Genomic DNA, 22,440 nt, shown 5'->3' on the forward strand with positions numbered 1-22,440 from the left:
GTAATTTTGCAGCGTAGAATTAAAAAAATAACAACATTATGAAATTAAATACCTTAGGGCTTGATAAAGCCAAAGTAGAAAAAGAAATCGGCTTGCTAAATGTATTGCTTGCCAACTATCAAACGTATTACCAAAACTTGCGCGGTGTACACTGGAACATCAAAGGGAAACGTTTCTTTGAACTTCACGTGAAATTTGAAGAGCTTTACACTACCGCTCAAGAACAAGTAGACGAAATTGCTGAACGTATTCTCACCCTCGGTGGCGTACCTTTCCACACTCTCGAAAGCTATGTGAAACACACTTCTGTACCTGTAGGTGAAAATATTTTTGACGATGATAAAACTGTGCGTTTGGTAATCGATACTCTTAGTGCGCTATTGCCTTTGGAAAGAGAATTGTTGAACTTTTCTGACGAAATAGGCGATGAAGGTACCAACTCACTAATGAGCGACTTTATCTCTGGACAAGAAAAAACAATTTGGATGCTCAAAGCTTACCTTAATGAAGTGGTATAATCAATTGATTATTGACAATTGACAAAGTGCGGTGTTTCATATTGAACATCGCACTTTTTGTTTTGGAGGGAGGTGCGAGCCGCACGGGCAATGATAGGAGGTGGTGGGAACGGTGGGAATGGTGGGAGCGGTGGGAGTGGTGAGAATGATGGGAGCGGTGGGAATGATGGGAGCGGTGGGAATGATGGGAGCGGTGGGAATGATGGGAGCGGTGGGAATGATGGGAGTAAAAAATTGTTGTTAATTGAGAAATTATTATTACTTTTGCACAACCACTTAAAAAAGAATATAAAATGAGTGCATTGAGTGTGAATCACCTATTGGGTATCAAGTATATCACTGAAAAGGATATACAGTTAATTTTTGAGACTGCTGACCACTTTAAGGAGGTCATCAACCGTCCTATTAAAAAAGTGCCTTCACTGCGCGACATTACTATTGCTAATCTTTTCTTCGAGAATAGTACACGCACCCGCCTATCATTTGAATTGGCAGAAAAACGCCTCTCTGCTGATGTGATTAATTTTTCGGCTTCACAATCTTCAGTAACCAAAGGAGAAACCTTAGTAGATACTGTAAACAATATCTTATCAATGAAAGTGGATATGATAGTAATGCGCCACCCTAACCCTGGTGCGGGAGTATTTCTATCACAACACGTAAAAGCATCGATTGTAAATGCTGGTGATGGAGCTCACGAACACCCTACTCAGGCACTTTTAGATTCATACTCTATACGAGAACGTTTGGGCGAGGTTGCTGGTAAGAAAGTAGTGATTGTAGGCGATATATTGCACTCACGCGTGGCACTCTCCAATATTTTTGCGCTCCATAAACAAGGTGCTGAAGTGATGGTATGCGGTCCTCAAACACTTATTCCTAAATATATACACGAGTTAGATGTGAAAGTAGAAACTAACTTGCGCAAAGCACTAAATTGGTGTGATGTAGCTAATATGTTACGCATCCAAAACGAGCGTTTAGACATTAGTTATTTCCCTTCTACACGTGAATATGTACAACAATATGGACTTACTAAAGAAATATTAGATAGTTTAGACAAAGAAATTGTGATTATGCACCCAGGTCCTATCAATCGAGGGGTAGAAATCACTAGCGAAGTAGCTGATAGTGAGCAATCGATTATCTTACAACAAGTAGAAAATGGGGTTGCTATACGAATGGCGGTAATTTATTTATTAGCTAACAAGTAACAGGTAACAGATAAGAGAAAGCGCGATGTTTTTGAATGATAAACATCGCACTTTTTTATTTATCAGTTGTTGTTATCTTTTTAGTCTGATGGTGATAAGGGCAAAAGCAAAAGTTGTAAAGAAAGAAAAAATTGCATAGACAAGGGCAGGTTTGGTCATATCGGTATTGCCGATGAGAGTACCTGCTACCAATATGGCTAAAGCGGTATTTTGCAAACCTACTTCTATACTGATAGTTGTTGCTTGTACGCCTGAAAGTTTAAAGTTTTTTAAAGCAATAAAATAACTGAGTATCATTGCGCTGAGATGCATTAGTAGTGTAGCAGGCAAAAGACGAATTATTTCGTCTACCAAGATACCACTACCTCCTGATTGTTTATCTCCAAAGAATTTAATAAAAAACACAATTCCTAATAATATCGTATTGATAACCTTTAAAGGAAAACGAATTTTAAGAGATATATTAGGGAAAAATCGGTTGAAGAATAAACCCAACAATGCTGGAATGATAATGATTTTAGCTACTTCCCATACCATATTAAGGATAGGCAAGGAAACCTCAGTATGACTGCCCATAAAGGCTGCTACTGCCCAATTAGAAAGCAACGGAATGGTGAGTAGAATGAGCAGACTATTGATAGCGGTGAGGGCTACTGCCAAAGCGGTATCTGCTTTGATGAGATAACTAATGAAATTAGAAGTAGTTCCGCCAGGACATATTGAGACAATGATAAGTCCTACTTTTTCGGCTGGAGTAAGATTAGCTAATTCAGCAATAATAAAAGCGCAGATAGGCAGGAAGACCATCTGCAAGAAAAGCCCCAAGTATAGGGGCTTTGATTTTTTGAATATATTCTCGAAATCGGCAAAGCGGAGGGAACTGCCTATCGCAAAAGTGATAAGCATCAATACTGCCGAAAGAAGATAATCTATAAACATCGGTAATTAAATTTTTCTAATAAGTGTAAGTATATTTGGCTTTATGGTTATTGTTTTTCTTATACTCCATTGACTTAGGGGTGTTGTCACTATTCCATTGATAATGGAAAGAGCGAGTGGCGTTTTCTAAATCTTGATAATCTGCGTGAGTGTTGTTGTACAAATTATTTGTATAAGCAACAACATTGTGAGCGACTGTTCTCAAAAGAGGGTCTCTGTAATAATCGCCATAGTAGTTGTTGTTTGTTGCTATTTCTATTTCAGCTAAATACTTAAATACATCACGCTGAAAGATATTAGGTTTGTTGTCGTATTGATAAGAACAAGTACCTTCAGTTGTGGCATCGGGAACATTACCAATATAAGTTATTTTTTTGAAAGAGGCAATAGTACCATCAGCATTAAGTGTATAGGTAAAGCGGTCATTTTCAGCTTTTCCTATTTCTTGTGAAATCATTTTTATTGTGTTGGCACTATAAGTATAAGCATAATTCGTTTTCTTAGAATTATATGTTATCGTTTTGGTGCTCACTTTCCCTTCTACATACTGATAGTTTATTTTTAGAACATTATCATTACGAGTGATTGATTGCAACACACCTCCGTTATAATCGAAGGTATAAGTATGATTTTTATTGCTTTGAGAGTTACTATTAACAGCTATAGAGGTAATTAGATTACCATTGTAGTTGATAGTGTAAGCTTCATCGGTAGTAGGAGTGCCGTTATCAACTATTTTTTTGGTAAAAGAGGTGATTTTATTACCACTATCAAGAGTATAGCTCTCAGTGGTTTTAACCATACCTATATTGCTTACTTCTTCTTTTACAATTGTTTTAGGGAAAGCACCGCCATAAGTAGTTTCATTGTTGTCATCTTTTTTACAAGAGAACAAACTAAGGGTCATTACTGCTAATAATACTGTTTTTTTCATTTTTAAATATTTTTAATGGCGACAAAGGTAGCAATAATTTTTCAATTAGCCAATTTGTCAATTAGCAAAATAACAAAAGGACTGCCAGAAATACTCTGGACAGTCCTTTTTATCTATGAACTCATTTAATTATTTTTTGAGATATAACCAGCCTACTTCAGATTGTTTATTATTATTCTGATCGTAGTATTCGATTACGTAATAATAAGTACCTTGAGGAAGTTTATTAGGAGCTTCCACTGTTACACGACCGTCGGAAATTCCTTTAAACACACGGGTTACGTTGTCATAACCACTCACTTCAAATACTTTTACACCCCAACGGTTGTAGATACGTACCACATTGTTTGGATAGTTTTCTATACCACCAATATGGAAGTAGTCGTTTTTACCATCACCATCTACAGACATACCGTTGTAAGGTACGATTTTATTGACTATATCTACCGTTACAGTAGCAGAGCTACATCCTGCGGAGTTACAGATTTCGTATACAAAGGTATCAGTTCCTGCAAAGCCTGTGTGAGGTCTGTATTCTACCGTATTATCAGCATTTACAACTACTGTACCATTCGCTGGAGAAGTTACTACATTAGGAGTAGTTGCTCCGTTGAGGGTATCGTTCGCTAACACGGCAATATTTATAGGCGTATTCATAGCTGTAGAAGCTCTATCGTCTACTGCTATTGGCAATGCGGTAGGAGTAACTGTTCCTACTACTGTTACTACCAAGGTTTGTGTACCTGTACAGTTGGTTGGGTTCAACACCTCACAATAGCTGTAAGTAATCGTATAAGTACCTGCTGGGGTATTACCTGGGATGGTTACCTCGCCGGTATTTGGATCAAGCGTTGGCTTGTTACCTGGTGTGTTTGGATTGGTAACCGTTAATGTTACATTTCCTCCCACGCCTACTGTTGGCGTTACAATTCCGCCTATCTTATCATTGTTTAAGATATTTGGTATTGTTTGAGTTGCTGTACTTGGCGTTACTGTTAAGGTTTCTGGGGTTACCGTAATAGTCGGTGTGCCTACCTTAATCTCTGCTGTTGCTGTTCTACAGTTACTGCTTGGATTAAGTGTTTCACACTCTTTATAAGTAATCGTATAAATACCTGCTGGGGTATTAGCTGGGATAGTTACTTTACCATCGTTAGGATTCAAAGTCGGTACATTAGTTCCTGATCTGACTGGAGTTGCTCCCGTTACATTGGTAATCGTTACCGTACCTCCTACTCCTGCTGTTGGTTTAGCACCATTGAGTCGGTCGTTATCAAGTATACTGATTGTAGTTTGAGTTCTTAAACCATCTGGTACTGTAAAGCTATCGTCTTTTACTACTAAAGGAGTTACTCCTAAGTGAATAGTTGAAGTACGAGTTTGTGTATTGCCAAAAGTGTCTTTGGCTACGAAAGTAACTGTAATGAGTCCGCCAGCTACATTACACAAGTTGGCGGGAGCTGTATAGTTATTTGTAATAGTCGCTATAGAACCGCAAGCATCAGTAGCGGTAGCCGTACCGAGCCAATTGTTGATAGCTGTAGTAGCCGTAGTTGAGTTGCACACTATATTCAGTGCTGCAGGAGCATTGAAAGTAGGAGCGGTAGTATCATCCACAGTTAAGGTAACAGTTACAATACCGCTAGTACAACCAGTAGTGCTAAGAGCACGCACATAAGCCGTTTGAGTAGTGCGAGTGGTTACGTGAGTATTGATAAAAGGGGCTGTAGTGCTTGAAACAGTAGCTGTAGGGGCAGTGTACCAAAGCAAAGTAGTACCTGTAGGGGCAGTTACATAGTTTGCAAACGATACTTTATTGTTAGTTGTTGTTGGACAAAGAGTTTTGCTACCGGTAATAAGTGTAGGTAAGGCTACAGAAGGCAATTTGGTAAGCGTTGCTTCTTGAGAAGTAGCTGTAACCACGATGCCTGGTGCAAACTGATAACTATACACTACTCTATATTTATAGTTAGTAGTTCCAGCTATTGTTAAAGAGGCAGTTCCTCCACTTGTGATAGCCCCCGTAGAAGCAGGAATATCTGTCCAAATTGCTCCATTACTACTTTGTTGCCATTTGTACTGAATATTACCTGTAGCATCTTTCAATTGAGCTTTAGAAGTGAAAGTAGCCATCTTATCAGCACAAATAGTTTGGCTTTGTGGTTGTGTAGTGATACTAATAGTCTCAGCAGGAGTGATAGAGGTAGGGCAGAGTTCTACTAATACTCCTGAAGAGTTAGTACCATTGATATCTTCTACTATTAATTGAGTAAAAGGACTATTGGAGGTTACACGCACTGCCACATCTGTTACGATATTAGGTTGTGAGGTAACTACTCCATTATTTAAGGTAGCTGCTGCTTTTCCTTTCCCTTTTGCACAGTCATACACTATAGAGAAAGTAGAAGCTGGATTATTTGTAGTAAGTCTTACTTTATCATTTACTGTTTTAGGACTACCCATTACCATTAGCCATACCTCTGCACTAGTAACAGGTTGGCTAAAGGTATAAATCACATCACGACTATAACCTGTAGTAGGAAGAATAATAGTATAATCATCATAGGTAGAGCCACTACAATAGGTATCTGTATCTCCTGAATAAACTTTAGGAGTTCCTGAATAACTACGAGTTACTGTAACACCATTCATCAAGTTCTTAGCAGTTTGACCATTTACTGGTGTTTTAGGAAACTGCGACAAAGGTTTAGAGATACAATCAGTTAAAGAAGTTACTACTTTAGCTTTTTTATCAGTATAAGAATACTCACAAGCCCCTAATTTCACTTTGCTTACATTGATTTCGATAGTTTGAGTAGTGATTGTTGTTACAATATGTTTTCCTGTACTATCAAGAGTAGCTGTTCGTGTAGCACCTCCTGTGATTGAATAGGTAATTTCGGCATTAGGCGTACCTGTAATTGTAAAGGTTACAGTAGTACTTGTACCTTGTCTAAATACAAGAGGTGTAGCTGTAACTGAGGTAACCTCAGCTACAGGATTTATAGTAACGGTTTGTGTATGGTTATAGATATCTTGTTCTTGGGTAATTAAGATATCGTCAATAGCAAAGTCGTTACCACTTGTTTGATCTGTAAGATTCGTAAAACGCACTTGGAGGCTTGTTGCATTTCCAGGTGTAAAAGTATGAGTAAAATGCTTCCAATCTTTAGTGTTATCGTGCCCTCTAACTCCTCCTGAAGCTTTAGTAGCCCCATTTATAACATTTCCTGAAGTTTTATCGACAAAAGAGACTTGTATATTGGGGTAGTATATAGAATTATCTCCCGAATTATGTTTATTAAGATTATAGACATAATATTCTATAGTTACTTTTTTGTTAGCAGTTACTTGTATATCTTGTAAATAGAAGTTTTTATTAGCGTTTTTCCCATAATTAAACGCAAGATAACGTCCATTAGAATCTGAACCATTAGAAGTATGATCTAAAGGATTTTCCCAATTCCAAGAGCTTCTCTTTACTAAGTTATTTTTATTAGCTATTTGGTAATTTCCTTCTGCTGGAATATCTGAAGGGTAGCCTTCTCCGCCCAAACGTCCTACAAAAGGAGTAGGAATTACAGAAGTTGGCATTAAGTAAGTTCCTCCTGATCCAAAATCTTCTTTGAATAGAATTTTGTTATCGTTTCTTTTAGAAGTTATTGTAATAGTATGCTGTGTACCCAACGCTATATTGTTGAATACATTTGAACTTTGAGGAGTTCCCCCATCTAAAGTGTAGGTATAAGTATGTCCTGTAGTAACTGAAGGATTTACTGTAATTTCAGCTTTTTTAGCTGTACAATTATAAGTTGTAGTAGAGGTAAATGTAATAGGGGTTGTATTTGCTCCTACTGTAATAGGAACTACTTGAGTAATAGGGCAAGTTTTTGAAGGTTGTGTTACCAAGATATTATCTACACATAAATCGTTACCTCCACCGCTAATGTATATAACAAAAATAAGTTCAGTATCAGAAGCTCCTGCATTAACAGTTACACTCATACGTGTCCAATTATTAAGATTTCCTCCCTTTTCTTTTTCTATAGATTCTGTATTATCAGAAGAATACATAGGAGTATTTAAATTGAAATCAGCTTCTGATCGGAAAATCTTTAAAGATACATCAGGTTTATATCCACTAGGAAGTACAGCATTATTGATAGGATTATATACATACGTAGAAAACTCTACTGGCATACCTGGAGTTACTTTTGCTTTGCGCTTATAAACCGTTTTTGTTTCACCGGGGGATGTTTGGGTAAGGTCTACATTATACCACAAAAATCTACCATTAGCATCTCCATCCTTATCATTAGGTAGTACCCAAAAATTACTATAAGGAGTCGTGCCATCCATCATATCTGCTCTATTTCCTATTGCATAATAAGAATCTGATACTGTTTGAGGGCGTGTAGCTCCATCTGCTGGACGTACTTGATTTGATCCATCCATTGGATCAAAATAAATATTTTGGTTTACATAGGGGCTTTTTACGGATTTAACGTTTCCTGTTTTCTTTCCAAAATCATCATAGAAAACAACCGATTTAGTAGTAGGAGGAGCAATATAAGTTACTGAAACATTATGAGTTCCTGAGGTGAGATTCGCAAAATATGGATTAGACTTCGTGCTTCCTCCATAAGTGTAACTATACTGATAGGTAGGCTGATTGTTACCTAAAGTAACATTTGCCGTAGTATTATCACCGTTATAAACTACAGAAGGCGTAAAAGTAGGCGCAGTAGCTTTTGCAGGTACTGTGATAGGTAAAGTATAATTCTCAGTTCCTCTCTTTACTTGAATAGTATGATTCCCCTGAGAAAGCCAAGTTTTATTGGTACTTACCCAGCCTGTTCCAAAATTATATTGGTAACCAGATAGACTTTCGTCTATACTTACGACTACCTCTGCCTTATTAGCATTAGTCCCTGTACCACAACCAATTAATTGGGTAATTCCCACTTTGGGTGTACTTTGGGCATTGAGATGGCTCATAGCCAACAGAAAAGTTGCTACAAAAATAATTTTATAAGCTATCTTTGCTACTAAATTATTCATTTTATGCGAAAATATTGAGAATTATTGTACTAGGGCGCAAAATTACTCAACTATTTCCATACTTACACACAAAAAAGCCTATTTAACAAGAGTTTAACATTTTTTATTAGATTATAAGTAAAAGACAAAAAGAGGGTATGTTAATTTTATCTATCTGACATACAAGAAACCTTTCTGGGTTTTTTGCTCTCCATTTTTATAATAGGTAACTATATAAAAATAAGTTCCTGCAAGAATTTTACTCTTGTTTACATTCTGCACATTGGGATAACCTCTAAACACTTCGCCATTTTTGCCATAATTACTATTCTCGTATACTTTGAGTCCCATTTCATCGAAGATGAGCACCGAGATAGGGCGATCTTCATCAGCATTTTCTATTTTGAAATAGTTTTCGGGGTTAGAGATTGAGACACCGTTATATATAATAGGCGATGGCGTGGACGAGTCGGACGGGGCTGACGGGTCGGGGTTAGGGTTGGGTTGGGGTTGAGGGTTGGGCTGTGGTTGAGGGTTGGGCTGTGGTTGAGGGTTAGGTTGTGGCTGTGGTTGTGGTTGGGGTTGGGGTTGTGGCTGTGGTTGAGGTTGTGGCTGTGGTTGAGGGTTAGGTTGAGGTTGTGGCTGTGGTTGAGGTTGTGGCTGTGGTTGAGGGTTAGGTTGAGGTTGTGGTTGTGGCTGTGGTTGTGGTTGTGGTTGCGGATTTTGAGCATTAGGATCCACAGTGATTACTTGTTCATAACGGTTTTCGTTATGAGCGCTATCTTCTACGAACCACACGTAGCGTATTATTTTTTTACCACCTTTTTCTTCACTGCTTTGGCTAGACACTACTTGCAAAGCTCCATCACAATTATCGGTTGCAGTGAGGTTTTGTCTTACAGGTACATCGGCTTCGCTCTTTACGGTCATACTTGGAGGGTAAGACGAGAGCACTGGTTTTTGAGTGTCTTTAAGGAAAATTTGTTGGGTATGCCGAATAGGCAATGCATTATCAGCATAGGCTATCCAAGAACGTGTGAGTTTGTAAGACTTACGGTCGCCTTCTCTAAACTCTTCTTCATAGTCTATGTGAATGTTATCGGCTCCCTCTGCTTTTACTTCAGCTTTGGCTGGGATATCGCCTCGGCATTGTACGTGTTTATCCTCAGGAAGAGGGGCTACAAATCGTAAGGTTTTAGTAGGCGCTTCTTTTTCGTAATAGATAAATTGTTGTGCTGTAGCAGAATAGTCGCATTTATCTTTTGCTACCCATTTACGCAATAAATAGGTAGTATGGTCTTCTTCTGAAAAAGTTACCTCAGCTTTTTTATTAGCAGGACAATGATGAGATTCGGCGGTAACGTTAGGTTTTTCGGGAATAGCATTCTTTTTAACAGTTATCACAGGCTCTGGTAGATTTTTAAAGGTAATATCAGGGCTGTGCATATCTAATAAATAAGGTTTTTCATTACTTACAGCATAAGCGATATGATTGAGTACTTCTATTTTGAAAATACCTTCTACATAGAGATTGCCACCATTCAACCCTTTAGCTTGTGTAGGGAAAATGACAGTAGCTTTTCCGTTATTGGGTAATCCATCGGCTAATACATATTTGTAGGTTTTTCCATAATCGTCTGAAAAGAGGATACGTACTTTGCTATCGTTGCCAAAAACATTTTTATCGACAGTCCAGTTAATGGTAACTTCTTTACCGCGTTTGTATTTTCCTGCACTACTTTTGCTTACAGAAGTAATCTTGAAAGGCGTTCCCCCTACTATATTTACTTTGGTTTCATAGACATCATAGAGTGCTACGTGCGGTTTTCCGTCTTTGTAAGCTCCTATTTTACCATCGCATACACCTAACCAAAAAGTAAAAACGCCTGTTTCGTTTTCTCCTGTGAACTTATAAGGTACTTTTTCCCATTCATTAGTGTTATTATTTTTTCTATAGGGTTGATAAAACTCTATATGATTGCTCTCGGTAGGGCGATTAGAAGGGAAACGCGCTTTGCCAAACTGATTAAAATCGGCTTGGTGTGCCATATAGAGAAGGGCGTCGCCATCGGGGTCGGTTGCTTCTATATTGAATTGAAAGTAAGTGTTAGGGGGTAGTTTGTATTCCTTTTTTAATGTAGAACGTTGGATTACAGGGGCACGGTTAGTAGAAACTTCACCATAAGGAATATTGTCCTGAGGCAAGCCTACCAACTGTGTACGGGCTTTATCGCTATAATAAGCATCGTGCAAATTGGTACGGTTGCGGATGGTGTATATAGAAGGAAGTGAGAAATATGTGCCATAAGGGTCGTTGATATAACTCATAATAGAGTTCCCTCTATCGGGTTCGGTATGAGAAGAAGCGGTTGCTCCTCCTATGGTAAAGGTGTGTGCGGAGCCTAATAAGTGTCCTAATTCGTGAAGGATGATATAAAACTCGTGATTGGCAATACAGCCTCCTTTTAGTTTTCCTGTAATTTCACCCAAATGCGCCAAACCACGATTATCACGGTATATAGAAAAGACAATACCTGCATCGTAATTCTCTTCGCCTATAAGGTTATTAAAATCTGAAGTCGCTCTATTCAATGCCTCTCTCACCACAGGGTTATCGTATATTTCTTTGTCTTTAGTAGTGATGATAAGGCGAGGGTCGTTCACCAAAGTAAATTGACAGCCAATCTCTCTACCGCATACTTCGTTGAGCCCTGCCTCTACTTTTGTCATAAATTCTTTTACCTTATTTATATCACTATAACAATATTTTTTGTAGAAACTATAATCGATGAGCATAGCCAAACGATAGGTTCTGAGTACATTGGTATTGTAAAGCACTTTTTTATCGTCAGACGGAAGTGCCTCTTCGTGCAGTATGGCGCCACGTGCAGTCATCGCATTAGCAGGCGCGAGTTGCATAGGTAGTCTTTGGGAAGTGGGCGTTGTAGCTTGAGAGCATTGTCCATCGGCGCAAGTGCCACAAGTGAAGTGTTCTTTATCGGTAGTAACTTTGATCATTCCATTTTCAGTGTTGATGAAATAAGAATGACCATCGTGCCATACTTCACCTGATAGGGTAGTTTTATTCATTGAGAGCGTTCCTGCAAAATTGCCATTGTGATAGGCAACGAAAGTGCGGAATCCTTCTTGGGCAAGGCTATTGGGACGTGCTTGCCAGTTGAGCGATATAGATTTTCCTTTGATAGGAACATTCCATTGTACTGAGGCATTTGTACCGAAAAGGCGTATGATCTCAGTAGCTTTTTGTTGTGCGTTGGTTACTGTTGTTAGTAAGAAGCAGAGTAGTAAGAGTTTTGATATTTTCATTTGTTGTTAGTGTTTAGTGTTTAGGGGTTATAGCCCCCGTTCCCCCGAAAGGGGACAAGCCGCAAAAGTGATTGTTTTAAGAGGCTTGGAGTATCTCGGAGGGGCTTGGAAAATCTCGGAGGGACTTAGCTAATTATCTTACATATAAGAAACCTTTTTGGGTTTGTTGTTGTCCATCTTTATAATAGATAACAATATAAAAATAAGTACCCGCAAGAGCTTTACTCCTATTCATATTCTGTACATTAGGATAGCCTCTAAAGACTTTTCCGTTTTTGCCGTAATTACTATTCTCGTATACTTTGAGTCCCATTTCATCAAAGATGAACACTGAGATAGGATGGTTATCATCTGCATTTTCTATCTTGAAATAGTTCTCGGGGTTAGAGATTGAGACACCATTATATATAATAGGTGATGGGGTGGACGAGTCGGACGGGGCTGACGGGTCGGGGGTAGGGTTGATTGGGGGTTGGGGTTGTGGGGTTGGTTGTGGGTTAGGTTGAGGCTGTGGTTGTGGTTGTGGTTGAGGTTGAGGTTGGGGCTGTGGTTGTGGTTGAGGTTGAGGCTGTGGTTGGGGTTGAGGCTGTGGTTGGGGTTGTGGTTGAGGGTTGGGTTGGGGTTGAGGGTTAGGTTGGGGCTGTGGCTGAGGGGTTGGTTGTGGTTGAGGGGTTGGTTGTGGTTGAGGGGCTGGTTGTGGCTTAGGATCAGGGGTAGTTTCAGGTTTTGTAGGGTCTTTTTGTATCATAAAGCCCCCTACGTGATAAGGTTTTGTACAAGACAATGCATAAGCCAAGCCATCAATCACTTCTATTTTGATGATGCCTTGTCCTCTTTGTTTGCCGAAATGTCCGTGCGTTGTGCCTACAGAAATATTAGGAAGCACTACTTGACAAGTACCATTGTTAGGTGCTTCTTTTTTCAATACGTATTTATAAGTTTTACCAGAGTCGGTCGAAAGAAGAATACGCACCTTGCTATCCTTGCCAAAAATAGCCTCATCTACCTGCCAATGAAGCGAAAGTAGTTGTCCTCCTTTGTAGGTTTTGTTTTGTTCCCAACTGCCATTGTCGAAGTTTTGTATTTGAAAAACTTTACCTTTGGCTATTTTCACTTGCACCTCTTCTACATCGTATTTCACTACGTGGTTGTTATCGCTTTTGTTATGATCGGCGGCTGCTAACCAAAAAGTGAAAGTACCTTCTTTGTAAGAATCAGCAGCCCCTATAGGTACAAAGGTATTGCGTTCACTTTCGAACCAAGTAGTTTCAAAGCGTATATTACCATCAGATTTTCCTTTGTAGGTCATAAAACGCGCGTTAGATTTGGTAGAGTGAAAGCGCCTATCAGCGGGGTGTGCTATATAAGTAAGCGCATCGCCCTCGGGGTCGGTAGCGTTCAGATAGAATTGAAAATATGTTTCTTCTGGAATAGTGTAGGTTTTCTTAAGGTGCGTTCTATTGAGCTCAGGAGGACGGTTGTTGTTCTTTACCCCATAAACAAGGTTAGAGCCTGTACCCTCTACACGTTTCCCTGCTTCTTGGGTGCGCCTTTCATCGGCGTAATAAGTCATAGAGTTCCCCAAGAACTTGCGTATTTCTTGCAGACTTACAAGCGAAAAGAAATCGCGGGGGTGCTCGTGTCCATAACTCATAATTGATTGACCCGATCCAGTTTCGGTTTTACTAGAATACTGACCTCCGTTAGAGAATGTATGGTCTGAGCCGAACATGTGTCCTATTTCGTGGGCAATGGTAGAAGGTTTTACAGGGCGTGCTGCCGCATTGGCTTTGTTGTGTTGTTCATAAGCGGCATAGACCATCGCCAAGCCATTGTACCTTTCGCGATAATCGGTGAGGATAATTGCTATATCGTATTTGTTTTTATCGTAACGTTTGTTGAGTGTGATAGTACCGTTGTTTACCACTTCATTAGCAGCTTCCCTTCTGCGGAATAAGTGATTTTCTTCAGTAGTAAAAATAAGTGCTTCATCATCTACCAAAGTAAAATCCACCCCCACATCATTGCGATATAACTCATTCATAAAGGCAACGGTAGCATACCAAAACGCTTTGATTTTATGTATATCTCTATTGAAATATGTCGAATTGTAAATGCTGTAATCCACCGGTATTGCCAAGCGGTAGTGCCTGAACACACCATCGGTGTGAATGAGCGCTTTAGGATAAAGTGAATTGTAAATCTCGGGTTGCTCGATAGGTGGGTCGTTCTTATCTTCATCGCCTTCGGGAAAGAAATTGCGGGCAGTGAGGGCTTGTTTTCCCAAAGAAATCGCACCACAATCGTGTTCATCGGTTACTGCCTCAACAGTGAGCATTCCTTGGGGAGAAGTTCCCAATACATAGGACTTTCCTCTGCGAAAAATTTCACCGCTCAACTGCTGTTTGTCAAAGCTGATAACGCCTACAAAATGGTCTTGGTAGTAACCTACAAACGTGCGAAATCCATTAGAAGTAGTTCGCGCTTGCCATTGTACAAGCATAGAAGGTGTGTTAGGGATAGGGGGTGCCCATTCTACGGAAGAACTTGTAGCAAAAAGAGTTATAATACTTTGGATGTTAGTTTGTGCATTGGCTACTTCTATGCTTAGGCATAGCCAAAGTAAGTAGCGTAGTAGATGTTTCATTAGTTTGGTTTTAAAAAACGATGCAAAGGTACGAAACAATTAACAATTAGCAAGGAAAAATTAACATTTTTTATAAAACACTAAAGAGATTTGGAGTATCCCGGAGGGGTTGCTCATTGGTAATATATTAGGACAACCTATACAGGAGTGTAATTATCTCACATATAAAAATCCTTTTTTTGTTTGTTGTTGTCCGTTGAAATAATACGTCAATACATAGAAATAAGTTCCTGCTAATCGTTTGCTACCTACTACTCCTTTTATATTAGGGTAGCCTCTAAAATATTCACCGTTTTGCTGGTAATAATTACTTTCATATACTTTCAACCCCATTTCATCAAAAATAAATAAAGTAATAGGTCGGTTTTCATCTGTATTCTCTATTCTAAAATAGTTATCAGAGCCTTTTTCAGTAGAAACGGCATTGTAAATCACCACTTCATCAGGGTGGGAATCTATGTGAGGAGGTTCTTGAGATTTAGGTTTTATAGTAATGGTTTGCTTATGTACCCTTTGGTTGCCACAAACATCGCGCGCTATCCACGTATAGACAACTTTAGAGAGTTTCCCATTAGTGATAGTTTCTTCTTTTGGAGACATCGTAACAGTAGGCTGTCCTGCACAAGTATCTTCAGCTGAAATGCTCTGTTGTTGAGGGATAGTTGTTCCTTCTTCGATGGTAAGATCTTGAGGTAAGTCGCCTACGAAAGTAGGAGGGGTTTTATCGGCTATGGTGATACGTTGGGTATAGGTAATAGTATGACAACCATCGGAAGCGGTAAAAGTACGCTCTAAGGTGAAGTTATTAAAGCATCGTTTGTTCAGTTCCTTATCGGTGCGAGTAATCACTACTTTAGCACAACCTCCTTGTGTAGTGGGAGTTTGTACAGCAGGAATAGCTTTAGCGCAATTCACAGTTACATTTTTAGGAACACTTACCCAAGTGAGCGTAGGGATTTTTTTAGGCTCAATGGTAATGATTTGCTGGTGAGTGCTAACATTGCCACAAGCATCTTTGGCTATCCACGTATAGATAAGTTTAGTAAGTTTGCCTTTGGCATCTTTTTCTTCTTTATGAGAGGTCGTAACCGCAGCAGTTCCACAATTATCGGTAGCAGTGAGCGTTACTTGAGCGGGTATTGTTTTACCTTCTTTGATACTTATATCTTGAGGCAAAGTACCTACAAAAGTAGGGCGAGTTTTATCTGTTACGCTAATAGTTTGAGTATAAGTAAGCGTTTGGTTGCAAGAGTCGGTAGCTATAAAAATGCGTTTGATAGTATAAGTATAGTCGCAATTGCCTTTGATGCGTTCTTCTTTTTGAAGGGTAACCGCAGGAGTACACCCTCCTGTAACTGTAGGCAATGTTACCGCTGGAATAGATTGCTCACACGAAAGCATAAGATGATTAGGGAGTGATGCCCAAAGAAGAGGTTCAGGAAGGGCGGGGTTCTTTTCAATAGTAAAACCTCCATTTTTAGGATTGTAATTGGTAAGATCAAAAGCTAAACCATCGATTACTTCTACTTTTAGTACCGCCTTATCGGTATTGATATTAGGCAAAGTGATTTCCTTACTGCCACTATTATCAGTTTCTGCTACTACTATATATTTAAAGGTCTTACCTAAATCATCAGAAAGCAGGATACGCACTTTGGTATCTTTGAAAATGGTATTATCTACACTCCAAGTGAGGATGAATTTATCGCCACCTTTGTATTTATTTTTAGGTGTGGATGTAATTTTGAAGGGGGTAGCGTCTTTTACGGTTACTTTGGTTTCAGCCAAATCATATTGTACTATATAGTTGGCTGACGATTGGAGTGGGGCATCGCTCACTCCCAACCAAAAGGTAAAAGTACCCGTAGTTTGTTGTGCTAAGCCACTATTGGCTACTACATCTCCCAAGTTTTCGTGGTACTCGGTTTTGATAGTTACAGGGTTGGCAGGGGTAGATTTATAGATAATGTATTGTGTTATAGGAGTTTCATCGCCATTTCTCACATCGTGTTGGTTTACGTTGTACAGTAGCTGCTCGCTATCGGGGTCGGTAGCGGGGATATAGAATTGGAAAAAAGTCCCCTTGGGAATAGTATAATGGTTTTTAATCTCGCTATGGTTTATGCGAGGGGCTTGAGTAGTGAAAGTCTTGTCGTGAGCTTTCACGGGTACTTTTGTCAATCGTTCACGTATGCGCTGAATGCTCGACAGCGAGAAAAAGTCACGCGGACTGCCATAACTCATCACCGAAGTACCTCTGCTATATTCTGTCTTTTCACTATCGTAGGCTTCTGAGCCATTATAGTTGCCAAAAGTGTGTCTACCTCCAAATAAGTGTCCGATTTCGTGCGCTATGACTTCTTTGGTAAGTACTGCTACAGCAGCAGCTTTGGTATTAGCTTTATAAACACCATTAATATTATCAGCCAAGCCACGAATGCCTTTATATAAAGAAATGGTATAAGCAAGGGTAATACCCGCATCGTAACTGTTTTCTCCTATAAGCCTATTGATAACATTAGTAGAATGATTAATCACATAATCAGCTCGGTGTTTTGTGTTGAAAGTCTCATCTTTTTCGTCTTTGATAATGAGACGCTCATCCTTTACTACCTCAAAACGCACTCCTAAATCGCGCAAGTACATTTCGTTGAGAAAAGCCTCGGTATCTGCCCAAAAAGTTTTTACTTTTTGTACGTTTTTCTCTAAGTGTCCTGTACTGAATGTGCTATAAGGGATATGCATCGCCAAACGGTATACCCTTAATGTTTGTGTGTTGGCAATGGTAGGAGCGGTTTCTTCGGCTAATATCGCAGGGCGTGCTGTTGAAGGGCTCGGGTGCGAATGAGGTGTATCAGTAGTGCCACACTCAAATTTTTCATTAGGTAAAAAGACTAATTTTCCTTTTTGCAAACTGATTTCATACGATTTATCTCGGTAATGAAAACTCCCTGATAGCGCTTTTGAACCTACTGAAAGGGTCGCTACAAAATTGCCTTCGCAGTAACCTACAAAAGAGCGAATACCCTCAGAAGCAAGAGAGGTTTTGCGCTCCTGCCATTGGATATCAAGTTGTTGTTTTTTAGCAATTTCTTTGAGATAAGTTTCTGCGGTTTGAGCTTGTGCTCCTACAAAAAAGAGGATAAATAACCACAGAGAAAAAAAGTGTTTCATAAAAAGTAAACTTTTTGAGAGGGAGGTGAGAATCAGAAAATCTCAGTGAGACTCAGAAAATCTTGAATGAGAGAAAACTCTTACATCTTATTTCAACTCAATGAGCATAGGGGTTTTAGCGGGTATTTCTAAGGTGCTTGCGCTCAGAGAGACCTCTTTCCCCGATATAACATCTTTTCCCCTCAAAAATCCCGCCAAACTCTCGGCAAAGCGGTTGAGGTGCAGCGTTTGGGGCTTATCACTGTTGTTGAGGATAACCATTAAACTCTCAGTATCATTGTAGCGGAAATAGATATACACTTCATTTTCAGGTAAGTATTGTTTAGTCTTTCCGTAGTGAATTACGGCTTTATCCTTACGCCAGTTGAAGAGCTTGGCTGTAAAATCGTAATATTCTTTCTGGGTAGCTGTACGCCCAGAGGCTGTGAAAGCATTCTGCGTATCGCCTGCCCAGCCACCAGGGAAATCTTGTCGTATATCGCCATCGCCTTTGCTCTTGTCGCCTGCCATTGCTATCTCACTACCATAATACAATTGCGGAATACCACGCGCCGTTGCCAGCAATGTGATAATCATCTTATAGTCCTCTATCTTAGGATATACGTGATTGATACGTGCTGTATCGTGATTTTCGGCAAAAATAAGCAGGTTGTTGATGTCTTTATACAGAAAATCATTAGTGAAATTGTCGTAGAGTTGTATCATACCTTTGTCCCACGAAGGTGCTGCGCGGAAAGCCTCACCTATCGCATTAAAAAGTGGAAAATCCATCACGGTAGGCAGGTAAGTATTATAGCTTTGTATCGCACTGATAGGGCTATCCTTTTGCCAATAGGACACTTGGGCACTTTGGTTGAGCCACACCTCCCCCATAATGTTGAAATGAGGATACTCATCGGTGATGGCTTTTGTCCATTTAGCAATGCCTTCTTTGTCGTTATACGAATAGGTATCTACGCGCAAACCGTCGAGGTCGGCATATTCTATCCACCAAATTGCGTTTTGGGTGAGGTAGTTAAGCACCAATGGGTTCGCTTGGTTGAGGTCGGGCATAGAGCGCGCAAACCAACCTTTTTCGCAGTACTTTTTATCCCATTCTGAAGCATTGCTATCCATCTGAGTGCTCATCCTAAAAGTGCTCTGTCCATACCCTGGGAATTGATGCAACCAATCGTAGCAAGGTAGGTCTTTCACCATCCAATGCTGACTGCCCCAGTGGTTGGTTACATAGTCTTTGATGAGCTTCATACCGCGCTTATGGAGGGCGGAAGACAACTGTTGATATTCCTCATTAGTGCCATAGCGAGGGTCTATTTTGTAGACATCGGTTTGGGCATAAGTGTGATAGGAATGTTGTGGTTCGTTATCCTCACATAAGGGCGTACTCCATATAGCCGTAGCCCCTAAGGATTGTATATAATCTAAATGGTCGATAATCCCCTGAATATCTCCCCCGTGACGACCATCGGAAGCCGAGCGGTTGAGTTTATCAGTAAGTGCAGGGTGTGAATCGTTGTTAGGATTACCATTGGCAAAGCGATCGGGCATAATGAGATAAATCATATCACTGCTATCAAAGCTCTTGCGATAAGCCGACCCCTCTCTGCGCGCTTTTAGTTCATAACTCACGCTCCCCACTTGTTTCTTCTTTTGCCATAGCGAAATGCTATAGTTGCCCGCTTTTTTATCCTTAGTGTCTACAGTTACAAATAGATAATTAGGATTCTCTGTTTTTAGCACATTACTGATAGGTAGGTCGCTTTCCACGCGGTATTGTGCTATATTTTTGCCGTACAATAATATTTGTATTTCGGCATAATGCATTCCTTCCCACCAAAAAGGTGGTTCTATACGCTTGATTTGAGCGTGAGCATTAAAAAAAGTAAATAGTCCCATAAGGATGATAATGTGTTTCATATTAGATTTGCCTATTTGGCGATTTAGCAATGAATCAGTTATTGATTTTAATTTTGATGTATATTCATTGGGGGTTAAGCTCATCATTTTCGGCAAAATTAAAGGTTTATTTAGTAATATACAAATCTAAGTTTTAATTAACGTGAATCCGACGTAAGTAATTGTTTAACAATCAGCAAAATATTTTAAATCCCCCACGAATTTCACGAATTTTCATGAATTTAGGACTCTATAAAACTCTTTACTTTACATTATCTCACAAATTTTCACCTGGCGGTGAATTGTTTTGTAAATATATTATTATAAAAAAAGTTGTAAATCAATGTTTTGCTAGATCAAACTGACGTTAATTATTGATCGTAAGCACAAACTACAAACTCTTACTAATAGTTTTCTAATCTGCTAATTGTGAATTGACAATAGTTTTGTAACTTTGCCCCGTTAATTATTTATCACTATGAAAATCGTTATCTCACCTGCCAAAACTATTAACGAAACCTCGGCTTTACCTACTGAACGTTACTCAACGGCTATTTTTGCAAAAGAAATCGCTGAAGTACACACTGCTCTTAAGCCGCTATCTCCCCAAAAACTATCGGAATTGATGGGGATTTCATCTAAACTTGCTGAACTTAACTGGCAGCACAACCAAACTTTTGCAATGCCTTTTACTCCCGAAAATGCACGTCCAGCACTCTTTGCTTACGATGGTGATGTATATGAGGGGCTTGATGCCTACTCACTTTCTGAAATGCAAATTGACAAACTACAAGGCAGTTTGCGTATTCTCTCTGGACTTTATGGAGTACTCAAACCTTTAGATCTTATCGCTCCTTATCGATTGGAGATGGGCATCAAACTACCCGTAGGAAAGGCGGCAAACCTTTATGCTTTTTGGAAAGAAAAAATCACTCAGGCATTGAACGATGAATTACAAGAAGGAGAGTTGTTTATCAATCTCGCCAGCGAAGAATATTTTAAGGCAATTGATACTACAAAGCTAAAAGTGCCTGTTATTACACCTATCTTCAAAGATTATAAAGGAGATACACTGAAAATTATCAGTTTTTATGCGAAGAAAGCACGCGGTCGTATGGTACGATTTTTAGCAGAAAATGAAATTCAATCAGTAGAAGATTTGAAAGGGTTTAACGCTGATGGTTATGCCTTTGCAGAAAAGTTTTCAGAAGGAAATACACTTGTTTTTATTAGATAAAAAAACAAGCCCTCTGAGTTTTTTTAATTATCAATTGTCAATTATCAATTGAATTACCAATCCTTCGTTGCCTCGTACGTTGAAAACGGTATTGTCGTTGAAAATAAGGTATTGCCCTTTGATGCCCATTAGTTTACCATTATAAGTGGGGGTTTGCGACAATTGGAGAGAGCGCACTTGGGTAGGGTATTTTTCTACAGGGAAATGAATGCGTAGGGGAGTGATATCTTCGGTGATGTAGGGCTGTACTTCATTGGGTACAAAATCACGCATTTCTAATTTTACTCGCAATAAATCTACGGGGGTGATTTGGTTGGTGAGCATTTTGCGCCAATTGGTTTTATCGGCTAAATGTTCTTTGAGAGCAACCTCGGCAATGCCTGCTAAATAGCGATTGGGCACTTCGGCAAGGATGAGGGCTTCGTGCGCCCCTTGGTCGATCCAGCGGGTTGGGGCTTGTGATTTACGGGTTACTCCTACTTTTACATCGCTAGAATTGGCAAGATATACATAATGTGGTTGCAACTGCACTTGCTGTTCATAGCCTAAATCGCGTTCTTCGATATTGAGGTGTGCTTTGCTGAGTTCAGGGTGCATCACCCAATCAGCAGTTTGAGGGACTTCAAAAAAACACTCTTTGCAATAGCCCTGACGAAAGATTGGTTTGTTTTCACCACAATTCATACACTGAAAACGCACAAATTGGAGTGTTATATCCTTGCCGATAAGTTGGTTCATCAGCACAAAATCACCTTCCATTGGCAAATAATACCGTATAGGGTCAGCCCATTCGGTAAGCATTTTTTGAAGTACTCCTTGAAACATTGTTTTTATTGACTATATGTGTTTTAAATCAGCAATGGTTTGAGTAGGATTGGCAGCATTGAACACAAAACTACCCGCTACTAAAGCATCGGCACCTGCTTCTACTAATGCTTTGGCATTCTTTAGACTCACCCCTCCATCTATTTCAATAAGGGTTGAGGCTCCTGATTGTTCAATCAGCGTTTTGGCTTGGCGCACCTTTTTATAAGTATTTTCTATAAACGACTGACCACCAAAACCAGGGTTTACACTCATCAGTAAGAGCACATCTACGTCTTGAATAATATCTTCGAGTACACTCACAGGAGTATGTGGATTTAGAGCTACTCCAGCTTTCATATTTTCAGCTTTAATGGCTTGCAAAGTGCGGTGCAGGTGTGTACACGCCTCGTAATGCACAGTGAGGATATCGCTGCCAAGTTTTGCAAAAGTACTGATGTAACGACTAGGGTCGACAATCATCAAGTGAACATCAAGAGGCTTGGTAGCGTGTTTTTGGATCACCGATAGTACGGGCATACCATAAGAGATGTTAGGCACGAACACACCATCCATAATATCAATATGAAACCAATCGGCTTCACTGGCATTTACCATTTCAATGGCTTGTTGTAGGTTGCCGAAATCGGCAGCAAGGAGAGAAGGCGCAAGAATCATATTTTCAATTAATAATTAACAATTAATAATTA

The 22,440-nt window shown here is 39.5% G+C and carries 13 protein-coding genes; 4 read left to right on the plus strand and 9 right to left on the minus strand.

The genetic code is table 11. The features are described from left to right. Window positions 1–38 precede the first annotated feature (38 nt). The 3 genes from DR017_RS02695 (at window position 39) to DR017_RS02705 (ending at window position 1,732) form a co-directional block, all read left to right on the plus strand. Window positions 39–518 (plus strand): Dps family protein, encoded by a 480-nt coding sequence (locus tag DR017_RS02695; RefSeq protein WP_002680493.1) that lies wholly within the window; start codon window positions 39–41, stop codon window positions 516–518. A 103-nt stretch (window positions 519–621) separates the two neighbouring features. Next, the gene (locus tag DR017_RS14080) at window positions 622–762 is read left to right on the plus strand and encodes a hypothetical protein (RefSeq protein WP_157753330.1); all 141 of its coding nucleotides are present in this window, start codon (window positions 622–624) and stop codon (window positions 760–762) included. 49 nt (window positions 763–811) lie between these two features. After that, entirely contained in the window at window positions 812–1,732 is a 921-nt protein-coding gene (locus DR017_RS02705) for an aspartate carbamoyltransferase catalytic subunit (RefSeq protein WP_002680523.1), read from the plus strand. Between the two features lie 72 nt (window positions 1,733–1,804). Here the strand turns inward: DR017_RS02705 and DR017_RS02710 are convergent, their stop codons facing one another. From DR017_RS02710 to DR017_RS02740, 7 genes are all read right to left on the minus strand, one after another. Then, the gene (locus tag DR017_RS02710) at window positions 1,805–2,671 is read right to left on the minus strand and encodes a bile acid:sodium symporter family protein (RefSeq protein ID WP_002680419.1); all 867 of its coding nucleotides are present in this window, start codon (window positions 2,669–2,671) and stop codon (window positions 1,805–1,807) included. 16 nt (window positions 2,672–2,687) lie between these two features. Then, window positions 2,688–3,605 (minus strand): hypothetical protein, encoded by a 918-nt coding sequence (locus tag DR017_RS02715; protein WP_002680435.1) that lies wholly within the window; start codon window positions 3,603–3,605, stop codon window positions 2,688–2,690. 129 nt (window positions 3,606–3,734) lie between these two features. After that, window positions 3,735–8,666, minus strand: a complete 4,932-nt coding sequence (locus tag DR017_RS02720; protein WP_002680536.1) for a T9SS type B sorting domain-containing protein — start codon at window positions 8,664–8,666, stop codon at window positions 3,735–3,737. A gap of 150 nt (window positions 8,667–8,816) precedes the next feature. Then, window positions 8,817–11,972 carry a M12 family metallo-peptidase gene (locus DR017_RS02725; RefSeq protein ID WP_002680528.1) on the minus strand — a complete coding sequence of 1,052 codons (3,156 nt, stop codon included), beginning with the start codon at window positions 11,970–11,972 and terminating at the stop codon, window positions 8,817–8,819. A gap of 133 nt (window positions 11,973–12,105) precedes the next feature. Then, window positions 12,106–14,619 (minus strand): M12 family metallo-peptidase, encoded by a 2,514-nt coding sequence (locus DR017_RS02730; RefSeq protein ID WP_002680491.1) that lies wholly within the window; start codon window positions 14,617–14,619, stop codon window positions 12,106–12,108. 153 nt (window positions 14,620–14,772) lie between these two features. Next, window positions 14,773–17,793 carry a T9SS type B sorting domain-containing protein gene (locus DR017_RS02735; RefSeq protein WP_002680457.1) on the minus strand — a complete coding sequence of 1,007 codons (3,021 nt, stop codon included), beginning with the start codon at window positions 17,791–17,793 and terminating at the stop codon, window positions 14,773–14,775. 87 nt (window positions 17,794–17,880) lie between these two features. Next, the gene (locus DR017_RS02740; protein WP_002680459.1) at window positions 17,881–19,710 is read right to left on the minus strand and encodes a glycoside hydrolase family 13 protein; all 1,830 of its coding nucleotides are present in this window, start codon (window positions 19,708–19,710) and stop codon (window positions 17,881–17,883) included. 457 nt (window positions 19,711–20,167) lie between these two features. Here DR017_RS02740 and yaaA point away from each other — a divergent pair, with 457 nt between their 5' ends. Continuing rightward, the gene (gene yaaA / locus DR017_RS02745; protein ID WP_002680548.1) at window positions 20,168–20,926 is read left to right on the plus strand and encodes a peroxide stress protein YaaA; all 759 of its coding nucleotides are present in this window, start codon (window positions 20,168–20,170) and stop codon (window positions 20,924–20,926) included. Window positions 20,927–20,956: 30 nt separating this feature from the next. Here the strand turns inward: yaaA and DR017_RS02750 are convergent, their stop codons facing one another. Together DR017_RS02750 and rpe are read right to left on the minus strand one after the other, a co-directional pair. Then, the gene (locus tag DR017_RS02750) at window positions 20,957–21,751 is read right to left on the minus strand and encodes a DUF2797 domain-containing protein (RefSeq protein WP_002680423.1); all 795 of its coding nucleotides are present in this window, start codon (window positions 21,749–21,751) and stop codon (window positions 20,957–20,959) included. A gap of 12 nt (window positions 21,752–21,763) precedes the next feature. Then, window positions 21,764–22,408, minus strand: coding sequence for a ribulose-phosphate 3-epimerase (gene rpe, locus DR017_RS02755; protein WP_002680515.1), 645 nt, complete (start codon window positions 22,406–22,408; stop codon window positions 21,764–21,766). Between the last annotated feature and the right edge of the window lie 32 nt (window positions 22,409–22,440).

The organism is Capnocytophaga sputigena (assembly GCF_900446695.1).
Lineage (GTDB): Bacteria > Bacteroidota > Bacteroidia > Flavobacteriales > Flavobacteriaceae > Capnocytophaga > Capnocytophaga sputigena.

What these genes read in the sequence shown, in the direction of transcription:
- DR017_RS02695 (WP_002680493.1), top strand. Translation starts at nt 39, where the DNA reads ATGAAATTAAATACCTTAGGGCTTGATAAAGCCAAAGTAGAAAAAGAA.
- DR017_RS02705 (WP_002680523.1), top strand. Translation starts at nt 812, where the DNA reads ATGAGTGCATTGAGTGTGAATCACCTATTGGGTATCAAGTATATCACT.
- DR017_RS02710 (WP_002680419.1), bottom strand. Translation starts at nt 2,671, where the DNA reads ATGTTTATAGATTATCTTCTTTCGGCAGTATTGATGCTTATCACTTTT.
- DR017_RS02715 (WP_002680435.1), bottom strand. Translation starts at nt 3,605, where the DNA reads ATGAAAAAAACAGTATTATTAGCAGTAATGACCCTTAGTTTGTTCTCT.
- DR017_RS02720 (WP_002680536.1), bottom strand. Translation starts at nt 8,666, where the DNA reads ATGAATAATTTAGTAGCAAAGATAGCTTATAAAATTATTTTTGTAGCA.
- DR017_RS02725 (WP_002680528.1), bottom strand. Translation starts at nt 11,972, where the DNA reads ATGAAAATATCAAAACTCTTACTACTCTGCTTCTTACTAACAACAGTA.
- DR017_RS02730 (WP_002680491.1), bottom strand. Translation starts at nt 14,619, where the DNA reads ATGAAACATCTACTACGCTACTTACTTTGGCTATGCCTAAGCATAGAA.
- DR017_RS02735 (WP_002680457.1), bottom strand. Translation starts at nt 17,793, where the DNA reads ATGAAACACTTTTTTTCTCTGTGGTTATTTATCCTCTTTTTTGTAGGA.
- DR017_RS02740 (WP_002680459.1), bottom strand. Translation starts at nt 19,710, where the DNA reads ATGAAACACATTATCATCCTTATGGGACTATTTACTTTTTTTAATGCT.
- yaaA (WP_002680548.1), top strand. Translation starts at nt 20,168, where the DNA reads ATGAAAATCGTTATCTCACCTGCCAAAACTATTAACGAAACCTCGGCT.
- DR017_RS02750 (WP_002680423.1), bottom strand. Translation starts at nt 21,751, where the DNA reads ATGTTTCAAGGAGTACTTCAAAAAATGCTTACCGAATGGGCTGACCCT.
- rpe (WP_002680515.1), bottom strand. Translation starts at nt 22,408, where the DNA reads ATGATTCTTGCGCCTTCTCTCCTTGCTGCCGATTTCGGCAACCTACAA.